The sequence below is a fragment of the Nocardia aobensis NBRC 100429 genome (genome assembly GCF_000308375.1).
In the GTDB taxonomy this organism is placed as follows: Bacteria; Actinomycetota; Actinomycetes; order Mycobacteriales; family Mycobacteriaceae; genus Nocardia; species Nocardia aobensis.
The window spans coordinates 1-14045 of the sequence record NZ_BAFQ01000115.1 but is presented as its reverse complement, the minus strand read 5'-3'; the positions used below and the strand labels follow the sequence as shown (position 1 = coordinate 14045).

At 68.4% G+C, this 14045-nt stretch carries 14 protein-coding genes; 11 read left to right on the top strand and 3 right to left on the bottom strand.

Going from position 1 to position 14045, the window contains the following annotated elements:
• The 9 genes from RJ03_RS14305 to RJ03_RS14265 all read left to right on the top strand — a co-directional run.
• Window positions 1-519: NlpC/P60 family protein (locus RJ03_RS14305; RefSeq protein ID WP_036502337.1), on the top strand; the 519-nt coding region annotated here is incomplete at its 5' end.
• Between the two features lie 96 nt (window positions 520-615).
• On the top strand, window positions 616-1692 hold the full coding sequence (gene mraY, locus RJ03_RS14300; protein WP_036502335.1) for a phospho-N-acetylmuramoyl-pentapeptide-transferase: 1077 nt from the start codon (window positions 616-618) through the stop codon (window positions 1690-1692).
• 190 nt (window positions 1693-1882) lie between these two features.
• On the top strand, window positions 1883-3052 hold the full coding sequence (gene moxR1 / locus RJ03_RS14295; RefSeq protein WP_051024680.1) for a chaperone MoxR1: 1170 nt from the start codon (window positions 1883-1885) through the stop codon (window positions 3050-3052).
• 26 nt (window positions 3053-3078) lie between these two features.
• Window positions 3079-4056 carry a DUF58 domain-containing protein gene (locus RJ03_RS14290; protein ID WP_036502331.1) on the top strand — a complete coding sequence of 326 codons (978 nt, stop codon included), beginning with the start codon at window positions 3079-3081 and terminating at the stop codon, window positions 4054-4056.
• Window positions 4053-5057 carry a VWA domain-containing protein gene (locus RJ03_RS14285; protein ID WP_036502329.1) on the top strand — a complete coding sequence of 335 codons (1005 nt, stop codon included), beginning with the start codon at window positions 4053-4055 and terminating at the stop codon, window positions 5055-5057. Before RJ03_RS14290 ends, RJ03_RS14285 begins: the two co-directional genes overlap by 4 nt.
• Window positions 5058-5113: 56 nt before the next feature.
• Window positions 5114-5833: a 3-oxoacyl-ACP reductase FabG1 gene (fabG1, locus tag RJ03_RS14280; protein WP_036502327.1), complete on the top strand. Its 720-nt coding sequence runs from the start codon at window positions 5114-5116 to the stop codon at window positions 5831-5833.
• Window positions 5834-5896: 63 nt separating this feature from the next.
• A complete protein-coding gene (gene inhA / locus RJ03_RS14275; protein ID WP_036502325.1) occupies window positions 5897-6733 on the top strand; it encodes an NADH-dependent enoyl-ACP reductase InhA in 837 nt (278 codons plus the stop codon).
• Between the two features lie 20 nt (window positions 6734-6753).
• On the top strand, window positions 6754-7803 hold the full coding sequence (locus RJ03_RS14270; RefSeq protein WP_036502323.1) for a ferrochelatase: 1050 nt from the start codon (window positions 6754-6756) through the stop codon (window positions 7801-7803).
• 114 nt (window positions 7804-7917) lie between these two features.
• Window positions 7918-9531 carry an FMN-binding glutamate synthase family protein gene (locus RJ03_RS14265; protein WP_036502320.1) on the top strand — a complete coding sequence of 538 codons (1614 nt, stop codon included), beginning with the start codon at window positions 7918-7920 and terminating at the stop codon, window positions 9529-9531.
• A gap of 20 nt (window positions 9532-9551) precedes the next feature.
• Here the strand turns inward: RJ03_RS14265 and RJ03_RS14260 are convergent, their stop codons facing one another.
• Complete coding sequence (locus tag RJ03_RS14260; protein WP_036502318.1) at window positions 9552-10301, bottom strand: S1 family peptidase; 750 nt, start codon at window positions 10299-10301, stop codon at window positions 9552-9554.
• Between the two features lie 51 nt (window positions 10302-10352).
• Here RJ03_RS14260 and RJ03_RS14255 point away from each other — a divergent pair, with 51 nt between their 5' ends.
• Together RJ03_RS14255 and RJ03_RS14250 are read left to right on the top strand one after the other, a co-directional pair.
• Window positions 10353-10844: a pyridoxamine 5'-phosphate oxidase family protein gene (locus tag RJ03_RS14255; RefSeq protein ID WP_036502316.1), complete on the top strand. Its 492-nt coding sequence runs from the start codon at window positions 10353-10355 to the stop codon at window positions 10842-10844.
• A gap of 74 nt (window positions 10845-10918) precedes the next feature.
• Complete coding sequence (locus RJ03_RS14250) at window positions 10919-11788, top strand: hypothetical protein (protein ID WP_036502314.1); 870 nt, start codon at window positions 10919-10921, stop codon at window positions 11786-11788.
• On the opposite strand, the gene RJ03_RS14245 is transcribed toward RJ03_RS14250, so the two are convergent.
• Together RJ03_RS14245 and RJ03_RS14240 are read right to left on the bottom strand one after the other, a co-directional pair.
• Window positions 11785-12594, bottom strand: a complete 810-nt coding sequence (locus RJ03_RS14245; protein ID WP_036502313.1) for an Rv1486c family protein — start codon at window positions 12592-12594, stop codon at window positions 11785-11787. The two genes, RJ03_RS14250 and RJ03_RS14245, sit on opposite strands and share 4 nt — an antisense overlap.
• Window positions 12595-12676: 82 nt before the next feature.
• Window positions 12677-14045 (bottom strand): sulfatase-like hydrolase/transferase (locus RJ03_RS14240; protein WP_036502312.1); only part of this gene is annotated, 1369 nt, incomplete at its 5' end.

Here is a 14045-nt window from a genome sequence, read left to right as displayed (position 1 = left end):
GAACTCGGCGCGGGCAAGCGGCCGCACACCCAGCTGGACAACGCACCGCCGCCGCGCCGGTCGATGTCGACCCCCAGCCGGCCCAGCGGCAGCCGCTCCGAACTGATCGAGACGGTCGTCGACCGCGCGATGTCGCAACTCGGCGTCACCTACGCCTGGGGTGGCGGCGACGAGGACGGGCCCACCAAGGGCATCCACGACGGCGGCGTGGCCGATTCCTACGGCGACTACAACAAGGTGGGCTTCGACTGCTCGGGCCTGATGATCTACGCCTTCGCCGGTGTCGGCATCTCCATGCCGCACTACAGCGGCTACCAGTACACGATGGGCACCCGGGTCAAGGTCGCCCAGCGCGAGCGTGGCGACATGCTGTTCTGGGGGTCCAACGGCAGCGAGCACGTCGCGCTGTACCTGGGCGACGGCAAGATGATCGAGGCGCCCGAATCCGGTGACGTCGTGAAGATTTCGCCGGTGCGCGAGGGCGGCATCATGCCGTACGCGATTCGCCTGATCACCTGACGCACCTCCGAATGATCTTGGCTACCATGCGAATCGGCACATATCGTGCCGGTCCGTTCGGCACGAGCCGAGAGTTCGGCAGTAGTTGGGGTATTGATGAGGCAGATCCTGTTCTCGGCGGCGATCGCACTCGCGGTCTCGATCACCGTGACGCCGTTGCTGATCAGGTTGTTCGCACGCCGAAATCTCGGCCAGCAGATCCGCGTCGAGGGACCGCAGAGTCACCAGGCCAAACGGGGCACGCCCACCATGGGCGGCATCGCCATCGTGGCGGGGTTGTGGGCCGGTTATCTGGGTTCGCACCTGATCGGCCTGCGCTACGACGCCGACGGGCCGTCGGCGTCCGGGCTGCTGGTGCTCGGCCTGGCCACCGCGCTGGGCTTCGTCGGCTTCCTCGACGACTTCATCAAGATCCGCAAGCATCGCAATCTGGGTCTGACCGCGACGGGCAAGTACATCGGGCAGATCGGCTCGGCCGTGATCTTCGGAATCCTGGCGCTGCGCTTTCCCGGCAGCACCGGGCTGACCCCGGCCAGCCGGCAGGTGTCGTATGTGCGGGACTGGCCCACGGTGGCCTTCCCGCTGGTGGTCTTCCTGCTGGCGGTCTGCTTCGTGGTGGTCGCCTGGTCCAACGCCGTGAACATCACCGACGGGCTGGACGGCCTGGCCGCGGGATCGATGGGTTTCGCGCTGGGCGCCTACGTCATCGTCACCTTCTGGCAGTACACCAATTCCTGTGCCGCCCACGCGCTTCCGGGCTGCTACAGCGTGCGTGACCCGCTCGACCTGGCCGTGGTGTGCGCGGCCGGTGGCGCCGCCTGCATCGGATTTCTGTGGTGGAATGCCAATCCGGCCAAGATCTTCATGGGCGATACCGGGTCGCTGGCCCTGGGCGGGCTGCTGGCCGGAATCTCGATCACCACCCGCACCGAATTGCTGATGGTGGTCGTGGGCGCGTTGTTCTTCGCCGAAATTCTGTCCGTGGCGTTGCAGATCGCGGTTTTCCGCACCACCCGCAACCGGTTGTTCAAGATGGCGCCGTTCCACCACCATTTCGAACTCGGCGGCTGGCCCGAAACCACGGTGATCATCAGATTCTGGCTGCTCGCGGGCATCGCGGCCGCGGTGGGGCTGGCGCTGTTCTACGCCGAATATCTGGCCGCGGTGGGCTGATCCCGCCGCGGCCACCCGCCGCGACACGGCAATTCGGAATCAGCGCATTCCGGACACCGTCGAGTGCCTTCCGATCCGCCCGGAAGGCCTGGCCCGCGACATTGTGCGAGCCCAGTTGCGGCAATCTTGCTCGATACCTGGAATAGTTGGGGCGGCACGCATGGAGACCGAAGCGAAAGCGGGGAGTTTGGTGACTTCGACGGACGATGTGAGCGCTGGGAGTGCGGTGAAGCAGGCGGAGGCCGCCTCGGGCACTTTGGAGCGTGACGTCGCGACCCTGGAGAAGGCGATCTACGAAGTCAAACGGGTCATCGTCGGTCAGGACCGGTTGGTCGAGCGGCTGCTCGTCGGCGTTCTGGCTCGCGGCCACGTGCTGCTCGAGGGTGTGCCCGGTATCGCCAAGACGCTGGCGGTGGAGACCTTCGCGAAGGTGGTCGGCGGCAGCTTCTCGCGCGTGCAGTTCACCCCCGACCTGGTGCCCACCGACCTGATCGGTACCCGCATCTACCGGCAGGGCCGCGAGGAATTCGATACCGAACTCGGCCCGGTCGTCGCCAACTTCGTCCTCGCCGACGAGATCAACCGCGCGCCCGCGAAGGTGCAGTCGGCACTGCTCGAGGTCATGGCCGAGCGGCACGTGTCGATCGGTGGCAAGACCTACCCGATGCCCGATCCGTTCCTGGTCATGGCGACCCAGAACCCGATCGAGAGCGAGGGCGTGTACCCGCTGCCCGAGGCGCAGCGCGACCGCTTCCTGTTCAAGGTCGTCGTCGACTATCCGACGGTCGAGGAGGAGCGCGAGATCATCTACCGGATGGGTGTGACCCCGCCGGAGCCCAAGCGGATCCTCGAGCCGGCCGAACTGATCCGGCTGCAGAAACTGGCCGCCAACACCTTCGTCCACCACGCGCTGGTCGACTACGTCGTACGCGTCATCGCCGCGACCCGCAAGCCGGCCGAATTCGGGCTGGACGACGTCGCAGGATGGATCGCCTACGGCGCCTCGCCGCGTGCCAGCCTCGGCATCATCGCCGCCGCCCGCGCGGTCGCGCTGATCCGCGGCCGCGATTACGTGGTGCCGCAGGACGTCGTCGAGGTCGTTCCGGATGTGCTGCGCCATCGTCTCGTGCTGTCCTACGACGCCCTCGCCGACGAGGTCAGCCCCGACGACGTGATCCGCCGGGTGCTGCAGACGGTCGGCCTGCCGCAGGTCGCCACCCAGGCCAACGCACCCGCCCAGGGCGGTCCCGCGCCGATGCCGGCTCCGGGTCCGCAGGCTGCCGCGCCGCAGCCCATCGCCCCGCATCCGGCCGGTCAGCCGCAGAACGGTCAGGGCGCCGGGCAGCCGCAGCGCCAGTGAGCGGGGCATCGGATTCGGTTGCGCCAGTGACGAACTCAGCTCACGTCCCCGCTCATCCCGACAGCGCCCCGCCGTCGTTCCGGTCCGGAGATCTGCGCGATCCGCGATTGTCGGCCGCGCTGAAAACTCTGGAGCTGACGGTGCGCCGCCGCCTCGACGGCGTGCTGCACGGCGATCATCTCGGCCTGATCCCCGGCCCCGGGTCCGAACCCGGGGACGCGCGGATGTATCAGCCGGGTGACGATGTGCGCCAGATGGATTGGTCGGTCACCGCCCGCACCACCCATCCGCACGTGCGGCAGATGATCGCCGACCGGGAGCTCGAGACCTGGCTGGTGGTCGACCTGTCGGCCAGTCTGGACTTCGGCACCGCGCTGTGCCAGAAGCGTGATCTGGTGGTCGCGGCGGCTGCCGCGGTGACGCATCTGACCAGCGGCGGCGGCAACCGGGTCGGCGCGGTCGTCGCCAACGGCGAACGGCTGTACCGGATTCCGGCCCGCACCGGCCGGGTGCACGCCCAGTCGCTGCTGCGCAGCATCGCGACCACCCCCCATGCGAGCGACGGCGTGCGCGGCGATCTGCGCGGCGCCATCGAATCGCTGCGCCGGCCGCAACGCAAACGCGGTCTGGCCGTTGTCATTTCGGACTTCCTCGGCGAGATCGACTGGCAGCGTTCGCTGCGCGCGATCTCCGGCCGTCACGATCTGCTCGGTGTGGAGATCCTCGATCCGCTGGATCTGGATCTGCCCGATGTCGGTGACGTGGTGCTCCACGATCCCGAAACCGGCCGCACCCGCGAATTCACCGTCACTCCCACCCTGCGCGCCGATTTCGGCCGTGCTGCCCAGCAGCATCGCGAACAGGTCGAGGCGGCGTTGCGCAGTTGCGGCGCGCCCGTGATGACGCTGCGCACCGATCGTGACTGGATCGCCGACGTGGTCCGTTTCGTGTCCACTCGGCGCCACACCTTCGGCGCCCCGACCGGGCGGGTGCCCCGACAGTGAGTATTTCGCATTTCACGTCCGCGATCTGGCTGGCATTCCTCATCGTCGTCGCCGCGATCGCGCTGCTCTACGTGCTGGTCCAGCGGCGGCGCAAACGCCACATGCTGCGGTTCTCCAATATGGAGACCCTCGAAAGAGTGGCGCCCAAGCGTCCCAGCAACTGGCGGCACGCGCCGGTGGCGCTGATGCTGGTGGGCCTGGCTCTGCTGACGGTCGCCGCGGCGGGTCCGCAGGCGGCCGAGAAGGTGCCGCGCAACCGGGCCACGGTCATGCTGGTGATCGACGTGTCGTTGTCGATGGAGGCCACCGACGTGCCGCCGTCCCGGATCCAGGTCGCGAAGAAGGCGGCGACCGATTTCGTGGACGGTCTCACCCCGGGGATCAATTTGGGCTTGGTGACCTTCGCCGGTACCGCATCGGTGCAGGTCTCACCGACGACCAACCGGGAGGCGATGAAGGCGGCGATCAACAATATGAAGCTCGCCGAACGGACCGCCACCGGTGAGGGCATCTTCAGCGCCCTGCAGGCCATCGACACGCTCGCCTCGGTGCTGGGCGGGGCGCAGACGCCGCCCCCGGCACGCATCGTGCTGATGTCCGACGGCAAGCAGACCGTGCCCGACGACAAGGACGTCGACAACCCCCGTCACGGCTTCGTCGCCGCCCGGGTCGCCAAGCAGAAGAGCATCCCGGTGTCGACCATCTCCTTCGGCACCACCTGGGGTTCGGTCGAGATTCCGGATCAGGACGGCAAAGGGTCGCAGCGCGTCCGGGTTCCGGTCGACGACGACTCCTTGCGCGAGATCGCCAAGATCTCCGGCGGCGACTTCTACACCGCCTCCACGCTGGAAGAACTCAGCGCCGTCTACGACACCCTGGACAAGCAGATCGGCTACGAGATGCAGATGGGTGATGCCAGCCGGCCGTGGCTGCTACTGGGTCTGCTGCTGACCGCTGCGGGTGTGGTGAGCGGTTTGGTCTATCGTCAACGCCTGCCATAACGGGTACCGCGCAACCCGGCCACGACAGTCGAACTCGAACAGATAGGTTGACATTCATGTCGAACTTCACTTCCCGATCGGTCCTGGTGACCGGTGGCAACCGCGGTATCGGTCTCGCGGTGGCCCAGCGGCTGGCCGCCGACGGGCACAAGGTTGCCGTCACCCATCGTGGATCGGGCGCGCCGGAAGGTCTTCTGGGCGTGAAATGCGATGTGACGGACGCGGATTCGATCGATGCGGCCTTCAGTGAGATCGAGGCCAAGCAGGGCCCGGTCGAGGTGCTGGTGGCCAACGCCGGCATCGTCGACAACACCCTGCTCATGCGGATGAGCGAGGAGCAGTTCACCCGCGTCATCGACGCCAACCTCACCGGCGCGTGGCGCTGCGCCAAGCGCGCCAACCGGGCGATGCTGCGGGCCCGCTTCGGCCGCATCATCTTCCTCGGCTCGGTCGTGGGGCAGATGGGTGTCCCCGGTCAGGTGAACTACGCGGCCGCCAAGGCCGGTCTGGTCGGTATGGCCCGCGCGATCACCCGGGAGATCGGCTCGCGCAACATCACCGCCAACGTGGTCGCTCCTGGACTGATCGACACCGATATGACCCGCCAAGACATGACCGACGATATCCGCGAGATCGCGCTGAAGGCGATTCCGGCGTCCCGGATCGGCCAGCCCGAGGAGGTCGCCGCGGCGATCAGCTTCCTGGCCTCCGACGACGCGTCCTACATCAGCGGTGCGATCCTGCCGGTCGACGGCGGCATGGGCATGGGCCACTGAGCAACCGGCTACCGAGCCCCCGCCGACTTCCCATCCGAGTTTCCCGAGGAGAATTCACCACCCATGAGCGGAATCCTGGACGGTAAAACCGTCCTGATCACCGGCATCATCACCGATTCGTCGATCGCCTTCCATGCCGCCAAGGTGGCGCAGGAGCAGGGCGCGAAGGTGATCATCACCGGTATCCCCGAGCGGCTGCGCCTGATCGACCGCATCGCCAAGCGCCTGCCGCAGGAAATCGCACCCGCGATCGGCCTCGACGTCACCAACGAGGACGACCTCGCCGGTCTCGCCGACAAGGTGCGCGAGCTCGCGCCCGAGGGCATCGACGGCGTGCTGCACTCCATCGCCTTCGCCCCGCGCACCCTGATGGGCCCCGACGCGCTGCCGTTCCTCGACGGCCCGGGCGCCGACGCCGCCAAGGCCTTCGAGATCTCCGCGTGGAGCTACGCCTCGCTGGCGCGCGCGGTGCTGCCCGCGATGAACGAGGGCGGCTCGATCGTGGGCATGGACTTCGATCCGCGCACCGCGATGCCCTTCTACAACTGGATGGGTGTGGCCAAGGCCGCCCTGGAGTCGGTGAACCGCTATGTGGCGCGAGAGGTGGGCGAGGCCAAGCGGGTTCGTTCCAACCTGGTCGCCGCGGGCCCGATCAAGACCCTCGCCGCGAAGGCGATCGCGGGCACGGCCACCGACGACGCCAAGCAGCTGAACATGCTCAACACCTACTGGGACGGCGCCTCGCCGATCGGCTGGGACGTCGACGACCCGACCGTGGTCGCCAAGTCGATCGTCACCCTGCTGTCGGACTGGCTGCCCGGCACCACCGGTTCGATCATCTACGTCGACGGCGGCGCCAGCCACAACACCTGGTTCCCCGAGAACTGGTCGGCCAACTGAGAGCCCGGAGGTAATCAGCCGTGACCGGGACCGTCGACGCACTGCTCCTGCTGTCCTTCGGCGGTCCCGAACGCCCCGAGGACGTGATGCCGTTCCTGGAGAACGTCACCCGGGGCCGGGGCGTGCCGCGCGAACGCCTCGACGAGGTGGCCCAGCACTATTTCCACTTCGGTGGGGTCTCGCCGATCAATGCGCTCAACCGCGACCTGATCGCCGCCATCGAGGCCGAATTCGCCGCGCGCGCAGTGGATCTGCCGGTGTACTTCGGTAATCGCAACTGGCATCCGATGATCGAGGAAACGGTCGCCACCATGCGCGCCGACGGCATCGGCCACGCCCTGGTGTTCCCGACCTCGGCGTGGGGCGGATATTCGGGGTGCCGCCAGTACGACGAGGACATCGAGCGTGCCCGCGCCGCGGTCGAGGGTGCGCCGGAACTGACCAAACTGCGGCAGTACTTCGATCATCCGCTGCTGATCGACTCCTTCGCCGATGCCATACACGCGGCGGTGCGCGAACTTCCGGCCGACTCGCGCGACCGCGCCCGGCTGGTGTTCACCGCCCATTCGATTCCGGTCGCCGCCGACGTCGCGGCCGGACCGCCCGCCGACGGCGGTCACCTCTACAGCCGCCAGGTCGCCGATGCCGCCCGATTGTGTGCCGCGGCAACGGGTTTCGACGATTTCGACGTGGTGTGGCAGTCGCGTTCGGGACCGCCGCAGGTGCCGTGGCTGGATCCCGATATCGTCGACCATCTGGAAGCGTTGTCCGGCAAGGGCGTCGAGGCCGTCGTGGTCTGCCCGGTCGGCTTCGTCTCCGACCACCTCGAGGTCGTCTGGGACCTGGACAACGAGGCCGCCGAGAAGGCCGCCGAACTGGGTATGGCCTTCGCCCGCGCCACCACTCCCGGCCCGGATCCGCGCTTCGCCCGGATGGTCGCCGAACTGGTCGGCGAGCATCTCGACGGGGACGAACCCCGGCGCTCGGGCACGGTTCCCGGATACGGCTGTACCCGCAACGGGGCGATCTGCGCACCCGGATGCTGTGAACCGGTGCGCCGCCGAAAGTAACCGCCGCCGAGCGGGTATGCCCCCGGGTATGAACGGTAGGGTGTGCGCGGGCCGGAGTCCCGCGGTGTCGTGCTCGGTGGCGAGGACCCCTGTGCGAAAGGTGGCGGTGGGGCGATGACGCGATTCTTCCTCTTCGGTCTGCTCACGGTGGCGGTGGTCGTCCTGGGCGTCATCGCGGCGATCGGTTCGTGGGCCTGGTGGATCCTCGCCGTCGGCGCGGGATTGCTCGTTCTCGTCGGCGCCTACGATCTGGTGCAGCGCCGGCATTCGATCCTGCGCAACTATCCGTTGCTGGGGCATATGCGCTATCTGCTGGAAGGTATCCGGCCCGAACTGCAGCAGTATTTCATCGAGCGGAATTTCGACGGCCGCCCCTTCGACCGCGACGTGCGGACGATGATCTACGAGCGCGCCAAGGGAATTCACGGCGAACTGTCCTACGGAACCGAGCGCGATATCGAAGCCGTCGGCTACGAATTCCTCGTCCATTCGGTGGCCGCGCTCCCGGAACCCGAGCAACCCCCGCGCGTGCTGGTCGGTGGCCCGGACTGCCGGCAGCCCTATGCCATGTCGCTGCTGAACGTCTCGGCGATGAGTTTCGGCGCGCTGTCGGGGAATGCGCTGCGCGCGTTGAACATCGGCGCCGCCCGCGGCGGTTTCGCGCACGACACCGGGGAGGGCGGGCTGACGCCGTTCCATCTGGAGGGCGGCGCGGATCTGGTGTGGGAGATCGGTTCGGCCTACTTCGGCACCCGCACCCGCGACGGTCGTTTCGATCCGGAACAGTTCGCCGAGAAGGCCGGCTACGACCAGGTGAAGGCGATCTCGGTGAAGTTGAGTCAGGGCGCGAAACCCGGACTCGGCGGAGTTCTGCCGGCCGCGAAGGTGAGCGAGGAGATCGCCCGCTATCGCGGGGTGCCCGCACACGAGAAATGCGTCAGCCCGCCGTCGCATTCGGAATTCCACACCCCGAGCGAATTGATCCGCTTTCTCGTCCGGCTGCGCGAGTTGTCCGGCGGCAAGCCCGTCGGGTTCAAATTGTGCGTCGGGTCCCGCACGGACGTCCTGGCGATCTGCAAGGCGATGATCGCCGAGGGGACCGCACCCGATTTCATCGTCGTCGACGGTGCCGAGGGCGGTACGGCGGCCGCACCGCTGGAATACGAGGACCACGTGGGCCTCCCGCTGACCGACGGGCTGATGACGGTGCACAACGCACTCGTCGGAACGGGCCTGCGGGATCGGATCCGATTGGGAGCCAGCGGAAAGGTGGCCACCGGCACCGATATCGTCAAGCGCTTGGTGCAGGGCGCGGACTTCACCAATGCCGCCCGGGCGATGATGATGGCGGTCGGATGCATCCAGTCCCAGCGCTGTCACACCAATCAGTGCCCGGTCGGCGTCGCGACGCAGGATCCGCGGCGTGCCCGCGCCCTCGACGTCGCCGACAAGGCCGAGCGGGTGCAGCGGTATCAGGAGGCCACGGTGCGCCAGGCGATGCAGATGATGGCCTCGATGGGCGTGCACGACCCCGCCGAACTCGATACCCACATGCTGCGGAAGAAGGTGGCGGCCAACGAGATCCGGTCGTACGCCGAACTCTACGAATGGCTCGCGCCCGGGGAGTTGCTCGTTCATCCGCCGGCGAGCTGGCGCGCCGACTGGGAGGCCGCCGATCCGGATTCGTTCCGCCCGGTCGCGCCCGCCCAGCCGGTCCGGGTGCGATGACTCCGAACGCGGTGATCTGATCAGAAGTCGAGTGCGGGCACCCGCGCGTACACACCGGGGAATCCGGGTTCGGCCGCACCCTTACCCCAGGAGGTGATGCCGGCGACCTTGCCGTCCACCAACAGTGGTCCGCCGCTGTCGAATTCCGCGGTGTCGGCGGCGGGGGAACCCGCGCACACCGCCTCGGCCGGATCGAATTCGGCGGCGTAGGCGACCGCGCAGGCCGCATCGGACACCAGCGGTACCGTCGCCGCCCGCAGCACGGTGTTGGACTGGTCGTCCTCGGAGGTGGCGCCCCAGCCGACCACCGTCGCCGTATCCCCGTGTGGCGCCCCCACAGCCACGGTCGGCAGGGCGACCGGTGCGCTCAGGACCAGCACGGCGACAGCGTGGTGATAGCTCAGATCGGTGCCGAACAGCGACACCCGGAAATCCGGGTCGATGCGGACGTCGGCGATTCCGATGGTGACCCCGCCGTGCCCGGCGACATCGGTGCGGCCGAAGGTCACCGTCGTTCCCGGCAGTGTGCGGGCCAAGGCCCCGCAATGGGCGGCCGTGAGTACCCGGTCGGGGGCGATCAGTGCGCCGGCGCAGAACTGCCCGCCGGGCCGCGTCGCGTAGACGGGCGAGCCGATGGCCGCCAGCCACGGATAGTCGGCGGCGTCGACCGGGGCACCGCCGACCACGGCGTGCGCCCCGGTCGGCGAAACCAGGGCGCAGGCGAACGCGGCGGCGACGGCGCCCGCCGCCCGGCGCGGAGAAATCTTCATGACGACCTCGATGTTGTATGACGTGCCCGCCGAAAGTTCTACCGTACGACTATGACGAGGTGGAGCGAATTCGCCGGTGCCGCCCCGCGTATCGCGGGAATCTTTGTGCGCCGCCACGCGGCGGCCGGCCATCTGTGCTTGCTGGCGACGACTCGCCGCGACGGTTACCCACGGATCAGCCCGCTGGAACCACGCCTGTTCGAGGGGCAGTTGTGGCTGGTGGGCATGCCGGGCACCCGCAAATTCGCGGATCTGCGCCGTGACCCGCGCTTCTGCCTGCACACCGCCACGGTCGACCCGCAGGTCGGCGACGGGGATGCCAAGCTGTGGGGCGTGGTGCGTGCGGTGGCCGATGCCGAGCTGCAGCGCCGGTGGGCCGAATCGCTGTACGCCGATACGGGTTTCGACCTGCGCGGACAGCGCCTGGATCCGTTCTTCGCCGCTGATATCACCGGCGCTTCGGCGGTCGAGGTGGGCGGCGGGCATATGGATGTCGTGATCTGGAAACCGGCCGAGGGGGAGACGGTGGTGCGCAAGCACTGAGCTCGTCGGGCCGGTCGCCGACGTTTCGCGCGGTAACTGGCTGCGATCAGCTAATTCACCGCTATTGTGCGGAGGTGGACATCGCGCTGGAGTGGGACCAGCATCCGGGAACGGGTTTGCGGCTGGCCGCCGAATTGGCGGGCCGCACCGGGTTGCCCCTGCTCGAAGATATCTCCGTCGCCGACGGCACCGCCGATCTGCTGGGCGTGATCGCGGCCCGCGGCGGCGGTGAGCTGCTGGGCTGGGCGGAGTTGCGCGATGCCGGCCTGGGGGAGGCGTGGGTGCAGGCGGTGTCCGCGCAGCGCCTCGTGCACTCGCTGTATCTGGGCCGTGCCGACGAGTCCGAACCGCAGGCGGACGAAACCGAGATGGTCTGCCGGCTGACCGCCGAGGCCGTGCGCCGGGCCACCGCCGCCGGATACCGGGTGTTGCGCTGGCAGGGCACCGATATCGGGCCGTCCGGCCGGGCCGCGGTCGAACTGGGTGCGCGGCGGGTCGACGAATACGCGCGGCTGTGGGAGCTGGACCTCACCCGGCCTCCCGTCCCGGACACCAGTGCGCCGCTGCGGCGGCTGGTGCACACCCTCGCCGAATCGGCCGACCCGCCGGGGCGGGTGCTGCTCACCACCGTGCTCTCGGCCCGGTCGGCGACGGAACCGATCACCACGATCACGACCTTCGCCGGGGGCGCCGAGGCCTACATCAGCGCCGAGGAGGGTTTCGCCCATCGCGAGGCCGACGCCGATCTGCTGACCGCCGCCTTCGGTGCGGTGGTAGCCGAACTGCGCGCCGTGATGCCCGACATCACCATGCTGCGGGTATTCGAATTCGACGACGAGGCGCTGCGCGCGGCACTGGCCCGGATCGGCATGCGAGTGTGCGGGCGCTACAACGACTACGAACTGAATCTGCCCGAGCCGCCTGCGGGCGAGGCCGCGACCTAGCGCGGACCGGCCGCCGCGTTCACCGCGGACAGGCGGGCGGCGCGCAGGGCGTTCCACAGCGGTCGCAGCAGCGTCTCCTGGGCCTGCACGGCGCTGGCCGAACTGGGGGAGGAGGGGGCCGTCTGCTGGGCCACGGTGAGGATCGCGGCCACATGGTCGGCCGAATCGAGGATGCGGCGGGCCCGCAGCGGCGCCGAGTCCGGATAGATGTGGCGCGAGCAGGCGGCCAGTTCGGCCTCGATCAACTCCCGCGGATCGTCGTCACCGCCGACCGCGGTGGTGTGTAACCGCATCAGCGCCTCCGCGGCCTCGCGTACCGCCTCCCGCATCGCGTACTCGGCCTCGCCGAGCGCCATATCCGGTGCGGGCACCGGAACCGGGGTGTGGAATACGGTCCACTGCAACGATTCCTCGTCGGTCCACTGCGGCACCAGCGCCACACCCTCGCCGCCGGGTACGCCGGCGATCACGCCCTCCTCGGCATCCATTGCCGCCGTGGCGAATTCGGTGCCCACCGGCAATCCGCGCGCATCGCCCGGCACCGGCAGTACCAGCCGCATCTGCGCACCCGGATCGGCCATAGCCTCGCGAATGACCTTGAGCAGGACCATGATTCCGGTGCCGGCCTCCAGCGGCTCGGCCGACGGCCACGGCAGTCCCGTCCGTCCGCCGGTCAGCGGGTCACCGGCGGCGACACTGTGCTGCGGCGACCAGGCGCGCAACGCGTCCAGCACGTCGTCGGGCGCGCTGCGGCCCGCCAGCCACGAGCCCGCCCACACCGTCAGCGTGGCACTGGGAGAACACATGGTTCGAGGATAGTGGTGCCGCGGCGATCCCGTGGGCACTGGTGCAGCTATCGTGCGCGCGGGGGTTGCCACGGCACCACCATCAATCCCGCGAAAAGGCTGCGGCGGCGGCCATTTCGAGGTCGAGATACGGTTTACCACTGACATCCTCGACGACCTGGTGCATGACTCCGCCGGTGAAGGGGAAGGGCGCGTGGTAGCGCGGGGATACCGACTGGCCGCCGTCGCGACCGACCCGGACACCCTCGCCGACGCCGGAGAACACGGTCGGCTGGGTCCGCATATCGTCGAGCGAACCCACCGGATTCTCGTCGATGTAGAGGACCGCCTCCCCGGTCGGGGTGAACTTGTCCGGCCGCGTGCCTTTCCGTTCGTAACGCATGCCCAGGATGTGGTCGCCCAGCGGTACCGGCCGGTCGGAGACCATCACCTGTTCCTCCTCGCCGAGGAAGTTGTAGACGTAGTACAGGTGGCAGTCCTGCAAGAACAGCGTGTGCCCGCCGAGTCGCCCGCCGTGGGCGAACAGCACGCCCTCGGCGTCGGGACTCGTGATCGTCGTCTCGGCGAGCAGCGCGAAGGATCGGCCGCGGATCTCCAAGGCGGCGCCCGGCCCCACCTCGGCGATGCCGGGATAGTAGACGGCGGTGTCGCGGGTCTTGGCATATGTCGGCCGGTCGCGCAGCATCACCGAGACGATGTCGAGGTCGTAGAGCGGCAGGCCGTTGTACTTCTCGGCCTCGGCGAACCACAGCGCCTGCAATTCCTCCAGCTTCTCGGGCCGATCGCCGGCCAGATCGTGCATCTGGCTGCGGTCTTCCTCGATGTGGAACAGCTCCCAGCGGTCGCTGTCGAAATGTCCCCAGCCCGACGGGCACGCCGCGTGCACGGTGTCGGCGAACCATCCCCGGTGCCAGATGCCGCGTGTGCCCAGCATCGAATAGAACTGCGTGTGCTTGCCGGTGTCGGCGTCCGGGTCGTCGAGCAGGGCCCGGAAGCTGACGCCTTCCAGTGGGCGCTGCGCCACGTTCTTCACCGTCTCCGGGGGCGTGATGCCTAGTAATTCGTAGATCGTCGGGGTGACATCGCTGACGTTGAGGTACTGGTGGCGAAGTTCGCCGCGGGCGGCGATCCCGGCCGGCCACGAGAGCAGACAGGCGTCGGCGATGCCGCCCTCGTGCGATGCGTAGCGTTTGTACAGCTTGTACGGGGTGTTGAACGCCATCGCCCACCCGATGCTGTAGTGGTTGTAGGTGGTCGGCGATCCCAGCTCGTCGAGTTTCGCCAGGCTGTCCTCGATCGTGTCGATATAGCCGTTGAAGAATTTCATCTCGTTGGCCGAGCCGTTCGGACCGCCCTCACCGCTGGCGCCGTTGTCGGAGAAGGTGACGATGATCGTATTGTCCAGCTGTCCGCTCTCCTCCAGATAATCGAGGAGCCGCCCGATCTGCGCA